Annotated in this window: 14 protein-coding genes, 2 tRNA genes and 1 pseudogene; 7 read left to right on the top strand and 10 right to left on the bottom strand. The window is 46.2% G+C overall.

What is annotated here, in order from left to right; genetic code table 11:
- Positions 1 to 799 (bottom strand): IS30 family transposase (locus ACQY6F_RS14290; RefSeq protein ID WP_428775297.1); only part of this gene is annotated, 799 nt, incomplete at its 3' end.
- Positions 800 to 1,440: 641 nt separating this feature from the next.
- Between ACQY6F_RS14290 and nhaA the strand changes: the two genes are divergently transcribed.
- Together nhaA and acnA are read left to right on the top strand one after the other, a co-directional pair.
- Positions 1,441 to 2,796, top strand: a complete 1,356-nt coding sequence (nhaA, locus tag ACQY6F_RS14285) for a Na+/H+ antiporter NhaA (protein WP_428775296.1) — start codon at positions 1,441 to 1,443, stop codon at positions 2,794 to 2,796.
- 49 nt (positions 2,797 to 2,845) lie between these two features.
- Complete coding sequence (gene acnA, locus ACQY6F_RS14280) at positions 2,846 to 5,554, top strand: aconitate hydratase AcnA (RefSeq protein WP_428775294.1); 2,709 nt, start codon at positions 2,846 to 2,848, stop codon at positions 5,552 to 5,554.
- Between the two features lie 285 nt (positions 5,555 to 5,839).
- On the opposite strand, the gene mgrA is transcribed toward acnA, so the two are convergent.
- The 3 genes from mgrA to ACQY6F_RS14265 all read right to left on the bottom strand — a co-directional run bounded on the left by mgrA (position 5,840) and on the right by ACQY6F_RS14265 (position 7,581).
- Entirely contained in the window at positions 5,840 to 6,859 is a 1,020-nt protein-coding gene (gene mgrA / locus ACQY6F_RS14275) for an L-glyceraldehyde 3-phosphate reductase (protein WP_428775293.1), read from the bottom strand.
- A 531-nt stretch (positions 6,860 to 7,390) separates the two neighbouring features.
- Positions 7,391 to 7,467: transfer RNA gene (locus ACQY6F_RS14270), tRNA-Val, on the bottom strand.
- A 37-nt stretch (positions 7,468 to 7,504) separates the two neighbouring features.
- Positions 7,505 to 7,581, bottom strand: a tRNA-Val gene (locus ACQY6F_RS14265).
- A 473-nt stretch (positions 7,582 to 8,054) separates the two neighbouring features.
- On the opposite strand from ACQY6F_RS14265, the gene ACQY6F_RS14260 reads away from it, so the two are divergent.
- On the top strand, positions 8,055 to 9,335 hold the full coding sequence (locus ACQY6F_RS14260) for a phosphatase PAP2 family protein (RefSeq protein ID WP_428775292.1): 1,281 nt from the start codon (positions 8,055 to 8,057) through the stop codon (positions 9,333 to 9,335).
- Between the two features lie 14 nt (positions 9,336 to 9,349).
- Positions 9,350 to 10,654, top strand: coding sequence for a phosphatase PAP2 family protein (locus ACQY6F_RS14255; protein WP_428775291.1), 1,305 nt, complete (start codon positions 9,350 to 9,352; stop codon positions 10,652 to 10,654).
- 95 nt (positions 10,655 to 10,749) lie between these two features.
- On the opposite strand, the gene ACQY6F_RS14250 is transcribed toward ACQY6F_RS14255, so the two are convergent.
- Positions 10,750 to 11,472, bottom strand: a complete 723-nt coding sequence (locus ACQY6F_RS14250) for a hypothetical protein (protein ID WP_428775290.1) — start codon at positions 11,470 to 11,472, stop codon at positions 10,750 to 10,752.
- A 296-nt stretch (positions 11,473 to 11,768) separates the two neighbouring features.
- On the opposite strand from ACQY6F_RS14250, the gene ACQY6F_RS14245 reads away from it, so the two are divergent.
- A complete protein-coding gene (locus ACQY6F_RS14245) occupies positions 11,769 to 12,908 on the top strand; it encodes a BamA/TamA family outer membrane protein (protein ID WP_428775289.1) in 1,140 nt (379 codons plus the stop codon).
- A 354-nt stretch (positions 12,909 to 13,262) separates the two neighbouring features.
- On the opposite strand, the gene ACQY6F_RS14240 is transcribed toward ACQY6F_RS14245, so the two are convergent.
- The 3 genes from ACQY6F_RS14240 to ACQY6F_RS14230 all read right to left on the bottom strand — a co-directional run bounded on the left by ACQY6F_RS14240 (position 13,263) and on the right by ACQY6F_RS14230 (position 18,701).
- Entirely contained in the window at positions 13,263 to 16,406 is a 3,144-nt protein-coding gene (locus tag ACQY6F_RS14240; RefSeq protein ID WP_428775288.1) for an efflux RND transporter permease subunit, read from the bottom strand.
- A gap of 5 nt (positions 16,407 to 16,411) precedes the next feature.
- Positions 16,412 to 17,521, bottom strand: a complete 1,110-nt coding sequence (locus tag ACQY6F_RS14235; protein ID WP_428775286.1) for an efflux RND transporter periplasmic adaptor subunit — start codon at positions 17,519 to 17,521, stop codon at positions 16,412 to 16,414.
- A 304-nt stretch (positions 17,522 to 17,825) separates the two neighbouring features.
- Positions 17,826 to 18,701: a LysR family transcriptional regulator gene (locus ACQY6F_RS14230; RefSeq protein WP_428775285.1), complete on the bottom strand. Its 876-nt coding sequence runs from the start codon at positions 18,699 to 18,701 to the stop codon at positions 17,826 to 17,828.
- A 310-nt stretch (positions 18,702 to 19,011) separates the two neighbouring features.
- Between ACQY6F_RS14230 and ACQY6F_RS14225 the strand changes: the two genes are divergently transcribed.
- Positions 19,012 to 19,482 (top strand): PACE efflux transporter, encoded by a 471-nt coding sequence (locus ACQY6F_RS14225; protein ID WP_428775284.1) that lies wholly within the window; start codon positions 19,012 to 19,014, stop codon positions 19,480 to 19,482.
- 89 nt (positions 19,483 to 19,571) lie between these two features.
- On the opposite strand, the gene ACQY6F_RS14220 is transcribed toward ACQY6F_RS14225, so the two are convergent.
- Positions 19,572 to 20,228 (bottom strand): DUF2726 domain-containing protein, encoded by a 657-nt coding sequence (locus tag ACQY6F_RS14220; protein WP_428775283.1) that lies wholly within the window; start codon positions 20,226 to 20,228, stop codon positions 19,572 to 19,574.
- A 264-nt stretch (positions 20,229 to 20,492) separates the two neighbouring features.
- Between ACQY6F_RS14220 and ACQY6F_RS14215 the strand changes: the two genes are divergently transcribed.
- Positions 20,493 to 20,678 (top strand): hypothetical protein, encoded by a 186-nt coding sequence (locus ACQY6F_RS14215; RefSeq protein ID WP_428775281.1) that lies wholly within the window; start codon positions 20,493 to 20,495, stop codon positions 20,676 to 20,678.
- A gap of 191 nt (positions 20,679 to 20,869) precedes the next feature.
- Here the strand turns inward: ACQY6F_RS14215 and ACQY6F_RS14210 are convergent.
- Positions 20,870 to 21,015 (bottom strand): annotated as a pseudogene (locus tag ACQY6F_RS14210) (two-component system response regulator); the annotation flags it as partial.

Below are 21,015 nucleotides of genomic sequence, written 5' to 3'. Positions count from 1 at the left end.
TTAAAAGGCCGTTAGCATTCTCATTGGCTCCACGCTCCCAAGAGCTATAAGGGTGGGCAAAATACACATCAGCTTCCAACTCCTTTGCGATGGTTTCATGACCTGCAAACTCTCTCCCGTTATCTGCCGTGATGGTATGCACATGCTCCTTATAAGGCATGAGTAGCTCTATGGTTGCTTTGGTGACATCATCTGCTGACTTAGATGGCACTTTTTTTACCACGTAAAATCGTGTTTTACGCTCCAAAATAGTCACCATAGCCCCAGTGCCGTGTTTGCCTAAGACAGTGTCGATTTCCCAATCACCAAATCGCTCCTTACTGTCAACGATGCTTGGCCGAACATCGATAGAAACGGCATTCTTGATAGCGGGCGCTTTTTCTTTTTTACCGCGACGATACCGCTTGTGTCCTTGTCTCAAATGGCGATATAGCTTGCCACCCAAGCGTTTATCCTGTGCAACAAATCGGTAGATCCACTCATGGCTGACAGCGGCACCGACTTTCGTTAATACACTGGAAATTTGCTCTGGGCTCCAATCCGCTTCTAAAAGCAAGCGGATAAAATCAACACGCTCCTGTGGTATACGGTATTTACGCGCTGATGTGCGTTTTTTGATTGATAACATCTGGGCTTCGTTAGGACAATAATGTCTGCCCTTGCGGCCGCGTTTAAGCTCCCGGTATACCGTAGAGCGATGGCACTGAACAGTTTTAGCTATTTCAGAAACCGAAATTCCCCGTTCCAAAAGAGCCGAAATCTGATATCTTCTGCCCTCGGTCAACTGCTGATAATTCATGGTAGTACTGCTTGTTTCTTTGACGAGAAGAGCGTACCACTTTTAGCAGTTGGCCTCCTCTTCTACACCTTTCCATGAATGTCGCACTTATTATCTGAAATCGGGCCCAACTAAAAATATATTTTTGAAATATTAGGCGCACAAACATATTTCAAACGTAGTCTCAATGACGCAGAGTTGCACTACTTTAATCTTGTGCGACTTGCATACTGTGCTTTAACAACCCACACTTAAATATTGGGTTGTTGTTTTTAATCACAATCATTCGCTACTATCGAGGCAATGATTATGTCCTTTGTTAAAGCCTCGTCGTCCTATACCAATCACAGAATTTTTCATGGATTTGACTCGCAATTAGAGTCAAACAACGTTACGCCCCCCAAACCTGGGCACGATTCCTGTAAGGAAGTTAACCAAGCTAAACTAAATCTAAATATTGAGAAACCGCTTGGCGAAGTGGCACGAGGCAGCGCCCCGATTTCACACTACTTAAACCTGTATGGTTTTACCCTAACTCCGGACACTGACCAGTCTATAAACCTTGAAAGCAACACCTCATTACTAACACCAGGAAGTGAGTTAGCTAGGCTGGTTAGACGCTTAAAGGAGCCGGACGATAAGTTACGTTTATCGGATTCGCGATGAAAAATCATACGTTACGGTCTGACGAACGCGGACATCCCACCCAACTGCCTAAAGAATATGTAGACTGGATCACTCAGCCGATAACTCGTTTCCTAAAAGTTGAAGCAGCGGCTGGTGCCGTCTTACTTATAGCGACCGTTATTGCCCTAACACTTGCTAATTCTCCATGGGCTGACGAGTTTATGGGGTTATGGAATGTCCCTGTCGGGCTTTCAGTGGGCACTTTTGAGTACTCACGCTCAATGCAGAAATGGATTAATGATGCGTTAATGACATTGTTCTTCTTTCTGGTCGCTCTTGAACTTAAGCGAGAAATAGTATTAGGGGAATTAAAGACACTACGTCTTGCGATGTTATCTATTTCGGGCGCTATTGGGGGAATGTTAGTTCCGGCAATAATTTATCTTGTTCTCCAAAAAAATCAGCCCGGTGAGTATGGCTGGGGTATTGTGATGACAACAGATACAGCATTTGTTATTGCGTGTCTTGCGCTTCTTGGGTCTAAAGTTCCACACAGTTTACGCGCGTTTATGCTTTCGTTGGCGATTATCGATGACATAGGAGCCATAACTGTTGTCGCCATTGCTTACGGCGAAATAATCCAGGTCACATACGTTGCATTAGCGATTGTCGGACTGTTAGTCACCAACGCTTTGTCAATGATCGGTATTCGAAGCGTTGCTGTGTATCTGTTGCTAGGCAGTCTTATCTGGTTTGCTTTCGATGCTTCAGGGATACACCCGACTATCACTGGTGTGGTATTAGGACTGATGACTCCCACGATACGCTGGGTCAACAAGCAACGTTTACTCTCCATCATGGAATGCGTTGCCCCAAAGCCTTTACTCAACCAATCAGGGAAAGCCCAGATTGATCGCCAGGCACTAAAAACAGCTCAAGCCGCGGCACGTGAAGCGCTTTCACCGTTGGAAAGATTGGAGATGCTGCTTCACCCCTGGGTTGGCTTTGTAATCATGCCTCTATTCGCTTTTGCAAATGCAGGCGTCACCATTTCTTTTTCTGAGTTATCTGGATCTTTGTATATGGCGATATTCGCTGGCCTGGTTCTCGGAAAACCCATTGGCATTTTTGTCTTCTGTTCATTAGCGACGCATTTAAAGCTGGCGATACGTCCTCCGGATCTGCCCTGGCGTTATGTATGGGCAGGAGGAATGCTTGCCGGTACAGGCTTTACCATGTCGCTATTTATTGCCAATCTGGCTTTAAGTTCGGCCCTCGTCGATGTTGGAAAGCTCGCTATTTTATCTGCTTCTTTGTTTTCTGCTTTGGCGGGGATCATCACGCTACGTTGGCTTATAAAACGAGATGTAATGCCCTCAACAGTTAACTGACATTCATTCCTATATATCGAACGAGTGTCAATGAAAAGAGGAAATCAAGATGTTCCCGAGTAATGAACAAACCTGGCGTAAACGATACCTTAAAACACTGGGTATAAAAGGTACTGATTACCATTATTGGTCTTTGAAAGAATTGGCCAGAGATTATCAGGTGACGTTGTCTCAGTTACCATTTACCACAAGGCTACTGCTTGAAAATGTCATGCGCCATTACGAGACCCCCACCACAACTTCTGATACGGTCGCTGCACTTTGTCTCAATACGACAGCACGAAAACCAGGCAGTAAAGCATCAATTACAGAGTTCTATTTTTACCCTAGCCGAGTTCTAATGCAGGACTACACGGGAGTGCCTGCGCTGGTTGATCTTGCCGCTATGCGGGACGCGGTTTCTCAAGGCGGTGGCGATCCGGAATCTATCAATCCGGTTTGTCCAGTTGACCTTGTCATCGATCACTCTGTCATTGCGGAGCAAGCCGGTACAGCTTCTGCGTTGCTGGCTAATCGGCAACAAGAAATGAAACAAAACCGGGAGCGATACCAGTTTTTAAAATGGGCACAAGCAAGTTTTCAGAATCTGACCGTGATTCCCCCGGGGAGGGGAATATGTCACCAAGTAAACTTGGAATATTTGGCCCAGATTGTTCGTGAAGAGCAAAACGTGTTGCTCCCCGATACTTTGGTTGGCACTGACAGTCATACCACTATGGTTAATGGGTTGGGCGTACTCGGCTGGGGAGTCGGAGGTATCGAAGCAGAATCGGCAATGCTTGGACAGCCAATAAGTATCAATCTGCCTTGTATCGTAGGGGTTTGTCTCGAGGGTGAACTGAGAGCGGGTGTGACCGCTACCGATCTTGTGTTGACCATAACAGAACAGCTCAGGTCACATGGTGTCGTGGGAAAATACGTAGAATATTATGGCTCAGGATTGGCAAACCTCTCAGTAGCAGACCGAGCCACTCTCTCCAATATGGCGCCGGAATATGGTGCCACATGTGGGTTATTTCCTATTGATGAAAAAGTCATAGAGTATTTAACCCTGACCAATCGCCCTTTATCTGTGATAGACAGAGTTAAAATATACGCACAAGAGCAAGGACTTTGGTGGGATACGAATACCCCGTACCCTGATTACCAGGAAAACATCAAAGTCGACTTATCCACTATAGAATCCTCGGTGGCTGGACCGAAGCGCCCACAAGATCGCCATAAGCTTAGTGATATTAAACAAGCCACTTTGGATCAATGTGCTATTGACGGTAAGAGTGTTGAAGAAAGCTCATTTCCAGATAATTCACCTCATACTCGAATAACTCATGGCGATGTTGTGATCGCAGCTATTACTTCCTGTACCAATACGTCCAACCCGACAGTAATGTTAACCGCCGGTTTAGTGGCAAAAGCTGCGGTAGAAAAAGGCTTATCAGTACCTTCCCATGTAAAAACCTCGCTTGCACCAGGTTCTCAGGCTGTCGCAATGTATCTTAACGATACCGGATTTCAGCACTTCCTTGACAGATTAGGGTTTCAACGAGTCGGCTATGGTTGTACTACGTGTATTGGTAACTCAGGTCCTCTCAAAGATTCTCTTGAAAGTGAAATTAGCCAAAACGACCTGAACGTCTGTGCAGTATTATCAGGTAACCGCAATTTCGAAGGACGGATTCACCCATCCGTTCGGCTAAATTGGCTCGCATCTCCACCGTTGGTAGTTGCTTTTGCGCTGGTGGGACATACACGGATTAATCTCCTTAAAGAGCCAATTGCGACCAATGATGCCGGGGAGAAAATTTATTTAAAAGACTTATGGCCAAGTGAGGAAATGATCAAAGATGCTTTAGACCAAGTGCACCAGAGCCATTTCAGGTTAAGTTACCAAGATATTGAACAAGGGGATCAGGAATGGCAAAACTTAACTGTGGAAGACAGTCTCTGTTACCCCTGGAATCCCTCATCTACATATATTCAGCGCCCACCGTTTTTTGAGCGTGAACATCAAACCCTGCCAATCGAATCCGCTCGTATATTAGCAATCTTTGGCGATTCTATTACCACCGACCATATTTCGCCAGCTGGACAAATTGCTGAAAGCAGCCCCGCTGGTCAATACCTGCTCTCTCACAACGTAACGGTAAGGGATTTCAATAGCTACGGATCCCGGCGCGGAAACCATGAGGTAATGGTACGGGGGACGTTTGCCAATGGACGTTTAAAAAACAAGATGGTTTCGCCTATTACTGGAGGTTTTACTCGTTGTTACGGTGATGTCGTGTTAGATGGGTTCAATATGTCGACCAGTGGTTTGGTCCCTGAAGTGATACCAATTTATGAGGCGAGTCAATTTGCTATTGCTCACAAGGTTCCTTTGGTCATCTTTGCAGGAAAAGAATACGGTACCGGATCTAGCCGCGATTGGGCGGCTAAAGGATGCTTGCTGTTAAATGTACGTGCGGTAATCGCAGAATCTTTTGAACGTATTCATCGCAGTAACTTGGTTGGAATGGGTATATTGCCACTTCAACTCAGCAGACCGGATGAACTTGATAAGCTTACACTTAAAGGAAATGAAACGATTTTTGTTGTACTGAACGAAAAACTAAAACCTTTGTTAGAGTTTAACATCGTCATTGTGACTGATCACGGTTCGGAACATTTGGTCTCTGTGCTCACTCGAATCGACAATCAGAGAGAGCTTGAGTACTTCAACGCCGGAGGTATATTGCGTTATATCGCCAAACAAAAATGACACTAAGGCTGTTGCTGTACTGTTGTGATTGAATCGTCCATAAAGCGAAGTCAATCCGGGTATCGAAAAAAGCCAAGCGCACTAATAACCAAAGCCAGCTCGATGCTGACTATAAATCTGAGCATGGAAGCGTCCGATTTATGGAAAATAACAAGGTATGTTTGGATCCATAACGTGAAAACATGAGGATATGCATATCGAATACGAAGATCTCGTTAAGCCCAGAAATCAAGGTAATAGTCAGGGCAAGGTTTTTCAAAATCCAAGCCCTGACATGGGTATCAGTTAGTTTTTAGCGAGAATTTTACGAATATTTACGATTTCTGATTCCGAAAACTCCAAACAATTCACCGCAGCAACATTTTCGCACAGTTGTTCTGGTGAGCTAGAGCCAATCAGTACTGAAGAAACACGTTGATCATTAAGCAGCCAGGCCAGTGCCATTTGAGCAAGGGACTGCCCGCGTTGATCGGCGATAGCCGCCAGCGCTTTGATTTTCGGTTGGCAATGTTCAACCAGATTGGGATCTAAATAGGAACGCTGATTATCAGCACGAGAGCCCTGTGGAATGCCGTTCAAGTATCTTTCAGTTAATAGCCCTTGCGCTAATGGCGAAAACGCAACCATTCCTACCCCGGCTTCAGCTAATGTATCGAGCAATCCCTCTTCTACTTGCCTATCAAACATCGAATACCTGGCCTGATGCACCAGGCATGGCGTCCCCAACTGCTCAAATAGCTTTAGTGCCTGTTTAGTTTGCTCAGGAGAATAATTGGACAGACCAACATAGAGTGCTTTACCCTGGCGAACCAACATATCTAAGGTAGATATTGTCTCTTCCATAGGAGTTTCTGGATCGGGGGTGTGATGGTAAAAAACATCCACATAATCCAGATTCATCCGTTTCAGAGATTTGTCTAAACTAGACACCAGATACTTACGCGAGCCACCAACACCATAAGGTCCTGGCCACATATCATAACCAGCCTTGGTTGAGATAATTAGCTCATCACGATAACAAGCGAGATCCTGAGACATAATCCGGCCCAGCGTTTCTTCTGCAGAGCCATATGGTGGCCCATAATTGTTCGCCAAATCAAAGTGGGTGATTCCCAAATCAAATGCTCGACGGAGGATTAGGCGTGCGTTGGCAAACGAGTCATACTGACCAAAGTTGTGCCATAACCCGAGTGACAGTGCAGGCAGACGCAGGCCACTGTTACCACAGCGACGATACGACATCGATTCATAGCGTGTTTCATCAGCGAAGTAAGGTGCTATCGGAGCGTGATCATTTATTTTCATGCGATAGATCTTAGAAAATCCATTTAAAGACTGTTTAAAGATTCAATATCGTCTGCCAAGTCTGAACAAAACCAAAGGCAAGGTTGGCATTCAAGACAGATAGAACGCCCTAACACAACGATATTGAGCACAAGTGGCCTACCATAGCGCAGTTTCAGTATCTGTATGCGCTCCTCACAAGAGATCTGTGACAACGATTACAAATCTAAAAACCAAGCTTATTAGAGGATTGGGAACATATATTTCGCTATTACGAGCAATATTTCAGATATAAATAAGCAACGTTTACACTAATGTATATGTCTGTACATAATAGCTAAGTTGAGCACTTGCTAATCTGTACTTATTGAGTGGGGCAATAGTGTAATTTGTGGCCAAAGGTCAGCTTATACGTTTACATAGATGTTCAATGCCGGATGGATTCACCAAACCCTGCATAGGTATGGCGCGGCCCACTTGTGACAGTAGAGAGAGCGCTGTTCAGGTCCAGAAACAACAAAGCCCCGCACTAGGCGGGGCTTTGTTTAAATTTGGTGGGTCCGGGCGAACTCGAATCGCCGACCCCTACCATGTCAAGGTAGTACTCTAACCAACTGAGCTACGGACCCAAATTTTTGTTCAGCTGCATAACAATGCAGTCAGGAATGGTGCGTCCGAGTGAACTCGAATCACCGACCCCCACCATGTCAAGGTGGTGCTCTAACCAACTGAGCTACGGACGCATTCCTTGAGAACGAGAGGGATATTAACGGGTGTTATTTCCGGGTGCAAGTCCAATTTCAGCTATTTTGAACCGTTTGGCGCTTATCTGCACAGTTTGTCTGATTTTTCACCCAGCTACTGCTGCTCCCCCACTCGCAGAGTGACCCTGCCAGCTTTGGCAGACTGGTAGCCATGTCACAAAGCCAACAGAATGAAATGAGGTAAAGCAATTCACCTGACCTATTTGATTATAATCAAACCTTAAACCAAGCCGGATTATTTGACTAATCAATTCAATACGTTAAAAAATATCCACTCTGTTGGTAATGTCAGTTTTCCATGCATTTAAACCATTACTATGTGTAACAAGGTGTGTTTTACGATTATCAATCTTAACCGCCACAAACTACAATCTATACTTAGCCTAGTAGATTAAAAAATTCAGTGTTTACAGATGAGTAACGCTAGTTTGTCTTAAGTAGTGGTGACGTTAATGACAAAAAATCCCCTTCCGCTTTTTATTGCGGCGGCCTTCGCCGCTCAGTCCGTACAGGCAGAGAATGCCATAACCGATGCAATTTCTGATGGTTACGTCGAAGCAGGCGACTACATTCAGATTGCCGTACCCGCAACGGGCCTGCTGGCAGCCTGGATACATAGCGATGCCGAAGGTGCCAAACAGTTAACTTACTCGCTTGGTACGACCATTGCGGTAGTACAAGCAGGCAAGTTTGCTGTAGGCCGTACCCGGCCGAATGTTTCGAACACGGCTTCGTTTCCATCCGGGCATACCGCAGCGGCATTTTCCGGAGCAGCATTCTTACAATCCCGTTATGGTGCAGCCTGGGGTATCCCCGGTTATGTAGCCGCTACTTATGTTGGTGCCAGCCGGATATATGGTAACCGCCACTACGCCGATGATGTAGTGGCCGGTGCCGGAATTGCGTTCTTAGTTAACCAGTATTTTGTCTCTCCTTATACGCCAGAAGGCGTCAATTTAAGCGCGGCCCCAACCCAAGACGGCGTGATGGTCAATGTCGCCATATCCAATGATGCGCTTAGCTACGACACTAATGCCACCCGAACATCGCAGCCATCGTTCAAAGAAAGAAACCATTCCTTTAGCTTAGATGTCGGGTTTAATACCTATGACACTATGGCTGATCTTGGCGCCAATAATACGCTCCGCTCCACGACGCCACTGGATCCTAGTCAGCCGTTTGCTGCGGTCCGTTACGGTTATAAGTTAGATGATGCCAGCTCCTTTGAACTGAACTTCGCACCAAATGAAACCCGCCGTTCTGGATTGGTCAGCAATGACTTTTCCATTGGCGGCAAAACCTACCAAACCGGAGAAACCGTGTTTATCGCCCTGCGTCAGTGGAGTCTCGGTGCCAACTATCTACGCCATTATCAACTTTCCGAGCAGTTCAACCTTACCGGCGGTTTAGGCTTGTATGGTTATGCGTTGGTACTGGAAGGCGACCTCGACAATGGCGGCCGTCATGGCTCTGATAAAGAAAACGTACTGATGCCGTCTATCACCCTCCAGGCGGACTATGCCTTAACTGACCAGTGGGGAATACGAGTCCGGGGTGACTATCAGACAATTGGTAGTGACTACGCTTACAATGTCGAAAGCGGATTCAATTATAGTTTCAATCCAGAGTGGGAAATGGGTTTGAAATACAATACCTCCAAAAATAAGTGGGACAAAACCAATATCCAATACCACACCGAATCAATTGTAATTTCAGTAACTAATCACTATTAACCGGAGGATTCGTCATGGGTAAAAGGATATACCTGCCGGCTCTCGCGGCAAGTTTAATCAGTCAGGCTGTGTGGGCAGAAACCCCATACAACGCCATTAATGAATCAATTGGCGACAGTATTGTTGATGCCGGAGACGTATTGGTACTGGCCATCCCCGCGACTGGCTATTTTGCTGCCTGGCTGCACGACGATTTTGAGGGGGCTAAACAGCTAACGCTATCGGGCTTGGTCACCCAGGGGATCGTGGAAGTAACCAAAGACACCGTTGGCCGCTATCGACCCAATTCTGATATCGCCGGCGGCAGTTACAAGTCGTTCCCGTCCGGGCACTCTGCCGGTGCCTTTTCTGGCGCAGCTTTTCTGCAATCTCGTTACGGCAGCGCTTGGGGCATTCCCGCCTATTTAGGCGCTACTTTTGTGGCAGCCAGCCGGGTACACGGCCGGCGACACTATACTGATGATGTGTTAGCCGGTGCGGGGATCGCATTTCTGATCAATCAGTATTTTGTTTCGCCGTACAGCAACGAAGGCATCAGTGGTGGTATTTACCCTAACGAAGACGGCGGTTTTACCATGGGAGTCACGATCCCCACTAACGCATTGCAGTACGATCAAAATGCCAAACGTGGAAATGGTGAATTGCGCCGCCCGAACCGTCATCGCTTTGAGCTAAATATCGGTTTTAATATGACCGACTCTCTTGGTGAAGCCGGTGCCAAAGATCTGATGCCGAACTCTCAACTGGTGGATGACCATCAACCATTTTCAACTGTAGTCTACGAGTACCAGTTAGATAAACAAAACTCTTTGGAACTTGAGTTTTCGCCCAATGAAACTCGCCGTTTTGGTACGTTAGCCGCGCCGTTAGAGGTTGGCGGTAAACAGTATCAAGCGGGTGATGATCTTTACGTAGCGTTTAAACAGTGGGGCTTAGGCGGTAGTTATTACCATCACTACCCTATTAATGACCGACTACAATTAAGCGCTGGCGCGGGGCTATATGCTTACTGGGTCGAGCTTGAAACGGATTACCTGACCGGAGGCTTATATGCCAATGAAGGCGATGTTCAATTTATGCCTAGTATCTCAGGGAAAGCCAGCTATCGACTGATTGGAGATTTATCGGCCATTTTGATGGCCCGATACCAGACACTGACGGGAAACCAGGTCAGGATGATTGAAACTGGATTGAATTATGAATTGAATCCAGATTGGGATTTCAGCCTGAAATATGGCTATTCCAAAGCCGAGTGGGACAGTACCCGGGCTACATACCATACCGATTCAGTTATCCTTGGCTTTGCCAACCGTTTTTAAGTATTGGCTTATTAACTCTCTTTCCAGGTTGCCGATACAACAATGCCCTGTCTGTGACAGGGCATTTTTCTTGGCGTATGACTTACTAGTACTAATTAGAAGTAAGTTGCAGCGTTTAGCCAGAAAACAGTGTCTTCTTTTTGAGTGTTGCCAGCGCCAATACCGTTTTTCGCAGTACCTTTGATTTCGCCAGTGTACTCAACTTTGAAACCTACTGATGCCGCGTCAGCTACCATGTAACCGCCACCAACTTCAACTTGGTTGATGTTTTCTTCAGCTTCGAACACGTAAGTCGTTTTAGGGTTAGCATACAGCCAGTGGCCTGCTTCAAACGCGTACATCGCGTAAACACCAACTTGCGCCACGTTGCTGTCTGAATTTAGGCCAACGTGAGTGGATTTGTCTGCACCGTCATGAACAAACTGACGACCAAGGCTTAGCATTGGGAATACCATCGCCTGAGGCGTAAGATCAAATTTGTAAATCATACCACCCATTGCAGTAGTTTTATCTGCGTTACCTAGTACGTCAGCAGAAAAACCCAGGCCATCAGTTACATTGAAGTAGCGTACGCGGTAGTCAAATTTCTTGTCAGACGGGGTATCTTTATCAGTGCTGTAACCCAGGTCACCTTGGAAAATATGTTCACCCATACCATACATGGTATTTAACTGAACTTTGTCCTTGTTCACTGCGCCACCCAGCATCGAGAAACTAGCAGTTGGATCACCGTAGTTGACTTTTTCTTCTTGAACATCAGCAGCCATGGCACCCGCGCTAGTTGCGGCGATGATTAAAGCTAACAGAGACTTTTTCATAATATGAAACCCAGTTTGTGGAGGAATGAGTGCATTATGCAAACTTCTGCTAAATTGACACAGTTAAGTAATATTCGGTTTTCGCATAGGTTTAGTCTTTAGCTTAGTTATTGCTCTCATCTAACAGGCAAAAAAAGGCTCGATTTAGCTTGCCAGTTGGCAAACACCACCGACCTATTCGATATTCAAATAACACATAACTAAAGTGCCATGACGTGGTGATTTAGAATAAATACTTTATTTTTTATTCCAGGGCCTCTGTTTGCCGGTCTCTGGTAAGGTCAACCAGAGGTAAAATGAGTTATTTATCTAAATCACGCCTACTCGTGGCTATGTATATGAGTGGCGGCTTTTTTATCAGCAACCCAGCTGTAGCTAGCAATCAGTTTATCGATCCCGTTGATGGACGATTAGATGCGAGCCAGTTTATTTTGGACAACGCAGCGGGCTTTCTACCGGTACCGATTATGATCACCGACCCGGCTGTGGGTATGGGCGGCGGTGGCGCCTTGCTATTTTTCCATGAATCTGCGGAGCGTAAAGCGAGACGCGAAGCGGGAGAACAAGTCGCAGATGTTCCTGCCAGCGTGTCCGGGTTAGTTGGGTTATCGACCGAAAATGGAACCAAGGTCTACGGTGCTTTTCACTCCGGTAACTGGCTGAATGATCGCGTACGCTATATGGGCGGTTTGTTTAAAGCGGACGTTAATCTTGTCTACAATTTTCCTGCCCTGGGAACCGATGCGTCAATCAATACTGAAGGGAATTACTTTTTCCAGGAGCTGGATATCCGGCTGGGTGACAGCAACGTCTTTTTCGGCGCGGGCTACACCTATATGAACTCGGTAAGCACGTTTACCGATATGAAAGATATAGAAGGTGAAATCCCCTCGCCTGAAAGCAAAGATGCCGACCTGTCTCTTAAGCTAACTTATGACAGCCGTAACAACCAGATCGCGCCGAAAACCGGAACTCATGCCGGGTTGAAGTGGAATGGCCACCGTAAAACACTGGGTGGAGACCACAATTTTAACCGTTACCACGCCTACGTGCAGAATTACCAACGTCTTACGGACAAATGGGGGCTGGCATTACGAGGTGATTATAAAACCCTCGATGGTGAAGCACCGTTTTACTCCTCTCCGTATGTAGAGATGCGCGGTATTGCTGCGATGACCATGCGTAACGACAATGCTGCCCTGATGGAAGCAGAACTGAGTTACGATATAGATGACCGCTGGACGGTACTAACCTTTGCCGGTATCGCCACCGCTTATGATCATCAAAAAAATCTTCGCGATGCTAACTGGTCTACTACCGGCGGTGGCGGTTTTCGTTACCTCATCGCACGCCAACTGGGCATAACCAGTGGCTTAGACGTGGCGCAAGGCCCCAAAGAGACCGCGCTATACATCCAGTTTGGCAGTGCATGGTAATCATAGCTGTTTAGTGGCCCGGACTGGACCACATTGACTATTCCTGCCACACATAATAAGCCCGGCCAATGCCGGGCTTATTTGTGCATAGATAACCCAGCCCCTGCCACTATGAGTACTGTTATCCACCGCTAAGTCATCAAGATTTCAGTGTGAATATCCCTCTTCCATACTTGGTAGAACCAGTCACTCAACTGGAACAGATTTGCCTGTGCTCAGATACAAAAAACCTGCACTATGCACAGGGACAGGAACTGAAGGCCAGCCGACTAGGCAAAGATGATATACAGCCCAGAAAAAAGCCCGACGTTACCGCCGGGCTTGGTTTCTCACCTATACAGCAAGTGTCACAGATTAGGCATTGGCTTCAGCTTCGCCTGTCTGTTCTACCGACTTTGGTTTTCTTGCCTCACGCAGACGCTGCAGTGCGACAAAGAAGATTGGGACCATTAAACAACCGATGATGGTAGCGGCCAGCATGCCACCGAAGCTCGCTGCACCCAGGGCATTCAGGCCAGCAGAACCCGCACCACTTGCTACAACCAGTGGCACCACACCCAGGATGAAGGCAAATGCTGTCATCATTACCGCACGGATACGCAGTTTGATGGCTTGTTTGGCTGATTCAATAATCGATAAGCCTCTCTCTTCACGCAGGACTTTCGCAAATTCGACTATCAGTATCGCGTTTCGGCTCGCCATACCAATCAGCAGGATAAGTGCGACCTGAGTGTAAAGGTTAATCGTACCACCCATAGCGGCAACAAACGCCAGTGCACCGAATACACCTGTTGGAACACACAACACAATCGCCAGAGGAATCAACCAGCTTTCGTACTGAGCTACCAGGAACAGGTAGGTAAACAGCAGTGCCAGACCGAACAGGTAAGGTGCTGAGTTACCCGCTTTCAGCTCTTGGTAAGTCATCGCGGTCCATTCAGTTGCGTAACCTTCTGGAAGTGCGGTTTTGGCCAGCTCTTCCATTTTCGCAATCGCCTCACCTGAGCTGTAACCTTCGGCTGGCATTGCAATGATTTGAGTAGAGCTATACAGGTTGTAACGTGCGGTGCTGTCTGCACCTACCAGTGGCTCAAACTCAGCGACGTTCGACAGTTTGATCATCTCGCCGTTGATGTTTTTGACATAAATACGGGTTAGGTCTGTCTCTTCGTTACGGAACTCTTGTTCTGCCAGCAGGTTCACTTGATAGTTTTTACCAAACTTAGTGTAGTCGTTGACGTACAAGTTACCCATCATCGCAGACAGTGTCAGGTTCAGTTCCTGGATATCAATACCCAGCGCCATGGCTTTGGCACGATCTACGTCCAGATAAAGCTGAGGTACATTGGCACTGTAAGTAGAGAATGCCATCGCGATTTCATCAGCGTTGTTCAGCTCGTTCATGTAGTTTTCAAGTGCCGGCGCCATCTCTTCAACCGGGCGACCCTGTAAGTCTTCCAGCTGCATGGTCAAACCACCCGCGTTACCCAGGCCAGGAATTGCTGGCATAGAGAATGCCATACCCACCAGGTCTTTCGACTGATCAATCATCTGCTGCACTTGAGCTACCAGGGCAAATTCGCTGGTTTCAGGGGTGGTACGGTCATGCCAGTCTTCCAACACAACAATCATCATACCGGCATTAGGTGATGCCGCGCCTTTCAGCAAGCTATAGCCTTTTGCTGCAACAACGTGTTTCACGCCAGGCAGTTCACCGATTTGGTCAACTAATGCGTCCAGAACAGGCTCAGTACGGTCCATCGCGGTCGCTTCTGGCATACTGACGTCAATCATGAACGAGCCCTGGTCATCCGCCGGGATGAAGTCGGTTGGCGTTGTTTTACCCAGTACCACGATACCGCCGATCAGTGTGGCAAAAATCACAGTCGACACCAGCAGACGTTGACCCAGGAAACCTACTGATTTCACATAGCCGTTAGTTACACGGTCAATAACTTTGTTAAACGCCGCCAAAGGTCCGCGAGTTTTCTTCTCTTCGTGGCGCATTAACGCTGCACACAAAGCCGGAGTCAGTGTCAGGGCTACGATGGTAGACAGGATGGTCGATACAGAGATTGTCACACCGAACTGCTGGTACATTTTACCAACCATGCCTGGCGCTACAGATACCGGACCAAATACCGCCAGCAGTACCAGCGCCGAGGCAATCAGCGGGCCTGTCACTTCTTTCATGGCGCGAGAGGTCGCTTCTGGTGCGTCCAGATGCTCTTCTTCCATCAAGCGTTCAACGTTTTCAATTACCACGATGGCCGCATCCACTACCACACCGATAGCCAGAATCAGACCGAACATCGAAATGGTATTGATATCGATACCCATCATGGCCATAACCACAAAGGTCCCAATCAGAGACACGGGAATTGCCAAAGCTGGAATCAGTGTGGCCCGGACGCTTTGCAGGAACAGGAAGGTTACTGCAACTACCAGCGCTAGAGCGATGTACAGAGTCTCAAACACTTCATCCATTGAGATCTTAATATAGGTAGTCGAGTCATATGACACTTCATACTTAAGATCATCTGGGAAGCGTTCTGACAGTCTTTCCATCTCAGCACGGACATCTTCAGCCACTTGAATCGCGTTAGCGCCTGGAGCCTGATAGATGGCCAGAATTGGACTTTCGTTACCGTTAAGTGTCGCCAATGCCGCATACTGCTCAGCACCAAGCTCAACGCGGGCTACGTCTTTCAGGTATACAAAGCTACCATCTGGAGAAGCACGTAAGATAATGTTTTCAAACGCTTGTGCATCAGGCAGTCGGCCTTGAGTCTGAATGGTGTACTGGAATACCTGACCACCTTTTCCTGGGCGTTCACCCAGTTTACCCGCCGCAACTGTCGCGTTCTGTGCGCTAATCGCATTGGCAATCTCAGTTGCAGCAATACCTTTCGCGGCCATTTTTTCTGGGTTTAACCAGACGCGCATAGAGTATTTTTGCTCACCGATTACCTGAACTTTACCCACACCGTCAACACGTAGCAGAGAGTCGACTAAGTTCAGTTGTGCGAAGTTAGACAAGAATAAGTTGTCATAAGTACCGTCAGGGGAATAAGGGTTAACCGTCATCAAGATGCTGTTGGCAACTTTCTCAACCGTTACACCCTGTTGCTTAACTTCGTTAGGCAGCTTGGCCATGGCTTTGTTAACCCGGTTTTGCACCAGTACCTGGGCTTTATCCGGATCAGTACCAATCTCAAAGTAGACATACGCTATGTAAGTGTTGTCGTTATTTGATTTTGAATCGAGATAAATCATGCCTTCGACACCATTGATCTCTTGTTCAATGGTGGTGGCTACTGTGTCACGAATGGTGTTGTGGTCAGCACCTGGGAATACCGCAGAAACTTCGATAGAGGGTGGAACGATATTCGGGAACTGTGACACTGGCATTTTTGCCAGCGTCAGTAAACCTGCCAGTGTCATGACGATTGACAGTACAATCGCAAATTTTGGTCGTCTAATGAAAAACTCAGCCATGTGAATTACCCCGCATCAACCACGTCAACAACGCTTCCTGGTCGTGCTTGCTGTAATCCTTTAACGATAACACGATCGCCTTTTTCCAGACCGGATTTCACTACCCAGTCACCTGCAATACGCTGGCCTAAAGTCAGGTATTTGGCTTCAACAACTTGCTCACCATTGACTGTCAGAACATAACGGCCACGTTGGTCTTCCTGTACAACCTGTTGTGGGATAACCACTGCCGGTTCTACTTGAGTTTCACTGGTTACCACAGTAACGAACTGTCCAGGAACCAGCAGTGCGTTAGGGTTAGGGAACTTGAAGCGGAACTGAATCGAACCATTGGCTTTGTCTACCTGGTTATCGATAAAGTTAACTTCGCCTTCCTGGTTGTATTCAGCGCCATTGGCCAATTCCAGATGTACAGCAGGTTCTGCAATTTCATGGCCAGACATGGCTTTTTTCTGTAAGTCATTCAGGTACTCTTTTTCATCTACCTGGATGCTTACGTAAATGCCGTCAGTGCTGTTTAGTCGAGTTAATGGAGTAGAATCTGGGCCAACCAGGCTGCCTACGCTTACGGTTGACGCACCAATCAAGCCAGTAAATGGCGCTTTGATTTGCGTGTAATCCAATTCTAGTTGCGCACGTTTCAAATCTGCCTTTGCCGCCGCTACTTTACCTGCAATGGCGTCGCGCTCAGCTTTGATTTGATCGAGTTCCAATTTGGATAGCGCATCTTTACTAACCAGTGTTTTGGCTTTCTGATATTTCTTATCGGCGATGTTATATTGCGCGGTAATATCGGCTAATTGAGCATCTAAACGCTCAACTTCAATTTGGTAAGGAACTGGGTCGATTTGGAAAAGTAAGTCACCTTTGTTAACGACTTCGCCTTCTTTGAAATTGCGGCTGATAATGTAGCCCGCCACTTTAGGAAGGATATCCACTTTGTCGATAGCTTCGGTTTTACCAACAAACCGTTCGGTCAGTTCAGCATTTTTAAGTTCCACGTTTAAGGTAGTAACCTGAGGAACAATCGCAGTGGTTTCTTCTGGAGCCGGGGCATTACAACCGGCCAGTAGCAGCGGGATAGTAGCAGCTAACAGTTTTACTTTAACGCGCATATAACACCTGCCTTCAATATTGGTATTGGTTTCATGTATAGGTAAGACAGGGCTATGTTACAGAATATGACTATTAACTATCTAATTAGTAACCATCTACTTTTCGAATATATTTGAGTGGGGAATTTGAAAGGATTTTTCAGTTAAAATAATCAGTTAGATGAAGAATAACAGCTTAAACACTAACCAATCGAATGGTGTTTTATTGATATAGGTCAACGAATGTCATTGCAGGATAATCTGTGCTTGTGATTGGCTTCACAAACTGTACATTCGCAGACCTATAAGTGTGGGTTATAGAAATTTAAACCTTTTGCTGCAACATCTCGATTAAGTTAGTTGCTATCGGTCCTAGTTCCGTTTCCAGTCTCCAGAGAGCATCGACTTCTACCCGAATTTCATATTTCAGATACTCAGGCTCAAATTTTACCAACGTGCCTGATTCCATTCGTTCTTTGAACATTGTATATGGTACGACTCCCCATCCTATGCCTTGTTCAATTAAACGTATTACATCGTCCATGTTGTTTGCCTGCCAGACATCCTGCGAAACAATGGCCGTTTCATTGTACAGGTTGTTCTCAAGCAAATTGGAACAGATTACTTGTCTTTCACTGATTAAGCTTTCGTTACTGACCAATTCCATATCTGCCAATTTAGAGTCCGGGCTACATGCATATACAAATTCCACATCCAGTACCGTGACAAATTCTAACCCCCTGGGTATCCCCTTGTCTGGTATAGAAAAGCCCAAGTCCAGATCACCTTTAATCAGGCCTTCATGCAGATCATGCAACTGCTTACGTTCCAGTTTCACCTGAACAAAGGGATATTCTTCGATCAGTTTACCCAAGGCACTATCGATAGTTTCTAGCGGGATAAGGGGGTCGATGCCTATAGTCAGACTATCTTCCAGCTCTTCTAAATTTGCATTACAGTAGTTACGAATTCGGTCGGCTTGGCGCAACAGCAGTTTCGCCTGTTCCAGCACTCTTCTCCCCTGTGGGGTTAACTGCGGATACTTGGTTGAACGATCGAACAGGGTAACACCCAAATCGAGCTCAAGATTGTTCACTCCGATACTGACAGAGCTTTGGCTCTTTTTTATGTGTCGGGCTGCCGCTGAAAATGAGCCATGTTCTGCTGCTGCGACAAATGCGGTAATCTGATCAATATTCAATGCATCACTCCGGTCAATGAATCTCTTCGCATTTCAAATATTAGTATATATTGACAATTTAAACACCTACCGGTGAACTTTAACTTTTGATTTTCCTCAAATTGTCAGCATATTGTAACCCTTTGAATAAGTACGACATGTTATATGAACACATCCGGCGCTATTGCATATCTCTACTTTTTTCGCCGGAATCATTTTTCGGATCTATGAATATATCTGATAGTTTCTAATTAGTTTTTCTGGATATCAGCATGGATAATGGCTGGCTCTATGCTCAATCGAGCTCTATTTAATTAACCAACTGACTGCAATGACAACCGAAAATAACCAACACGCCTGGATGCGCTCCCCTTTCGATCGTATGCGACACGCCGTCCTGTTCGAACTGTTTCTGCTATTTATAACGATCCCACTGGCCATGTGGGTGTTTGATCGCGACATAGTTGCTATCGGTTTTCTGGCAGTTGTCATCACATTATTTACCGTGGGCTGGAACACACTGTTTAACTACCTGTTTGATAAGGTGCATTACCAACTCTATAGCCACACAGTCAAAGAGTTTCGCGCACGGCTATTGCACTCACTGTTGTTTGAACTGGGGTTGCTGATTGGCGCAGTGCCATTTCTGGCCTGGCAGCTGGATATGACTCTGTGGCAGGCACTAATTGCCGATATTGGCTTTGTCCTGGTCGCCCTCTGCTATGCGTTTGTCTTTAATCTCTCCTATGACAAACTGTTTCCGCTACCGGGTGAAACCGGTCGATTAGCACACTCCAAATGACCAAACAGAAAACCAGGATTCAGTGGAAAAAAGACGCCCCACAAGCAATGGCGCGTCTCTTCACATCAGACAGGTCCTGACAATATTGGCTAAATTTCTTCCTGATATACCACGTTGTAGTTTTCGGTATAACTGCAGTGAGGCTGGCGACTGCAGGTAAAAAAGCGCCGTCCTTTAAACTCGCCTTGAGTGGCTGTTTTAATCACCATTGGACTACCGCACTTTTTACAGAAACGCACTTCTTTGTCTGGTTCAATTAAATCGATATGCGCCGCCAGCAATTGGCGCAACCGGCTTACCTGATAGCTGTGGCGAATCGAGGTCCCGATCAACGGAAGATTCGCAGATTTACACACATGGATTAACAGTTTCTGCCGTTCCAGTTTGCCCTTTTCCAACGGCCGGCCATCATCGAGCTCAATCACTACCCGAACCTCAAGGCTGCGAGGGTCACAGACAACATAGTCAAAATAGCTTTTTGCAATACGGCTGTTGGCAATAAACCACTGCTTCTTATCTTTTGCTACCGGAGCCAAAATCTGGCTCATCGCCACTTTTGGCATTACTACACCATGTTGACCCACCGCTTCATTCAGAGCGTTATAAAACGCTCCTTCTTTCATATTGAGTAACGCCCCTTTTACCTTATATTCACTCTCTTTTAGCGTGTCAGGTTTGATCAATCGCTTCTGAACAAAGATAAAAAACACCACCAGCAAGAGTACAATGACAAAAATGCTTTCCATTTGAATTAAACGGCTCCAGTACTATCTATTGTTAAAAAAAACAGCGTTTTCTTAGAAAAATGAACAAAATTCGAGCTAACCCTATCCAACCAGTAATATTTTACTTAAATCTGCCTGCTCCGCCTGCAACGTGGTGCATTTGATACTTCACACTAACAATTTCACATCTGTATAACAAATACATTCTTGATCTAGATCAAGCTTTACATTCCAACAACACACTAACCTCATTACTGTTACACAGACGTAAATATGGAGCCTACGATGGAACTGAAACAAGACCCAAAATGTTACACCGATTTATGTATCGATGGCCTTTGGTATCACTATGACCATTGCGGCACCAAAGCTTACGTATTGAGAGGTGGTGCTTCTCCTGAAGTGGAGCTTAGCCGCGAACCTAAAACGGAACAAGAGCTGATCGAACTGCTCAAAGACGCAGCGAAGTAGTCCCTGCTCCGATACATAACAGGCAATTGGATTTCGCAACCGACTTAAGATGTTTGTTTATACTTTTTTAATTCAGTTCTGGCCAGCAAACCTCTGAATTATCACTTAACTTTTCGCAACATCAATAAAGCCGGCTACCCCTAAAGGGTGAAATCCAATTATTTCTTTCGCAACTACCCTTTCCCAATTTCTCATTGAGCAATGCGTCGATAACAACGCTCTGGTCTGCCCACGCTGCCGTAGTTTAAATCGGCTTCCAGTTCGCCCGAAGCAATCAAAAATTCCAGATATCTCCTGGCCGTAGTACGGCTGGCACCAATTTTTTCACCGGCTTCAT

It is taken from the genome of Vibrio sp., from assembly GCF_050299255.1.
GTDB lineage: Bacteria > Pseudomonadota > Gammaproteobacteria > Enterobacterales > Vibrionaceae > Vibrio.
This window is presented reverse-complemented; position numbering and strand designations above follow the sequence as displayed.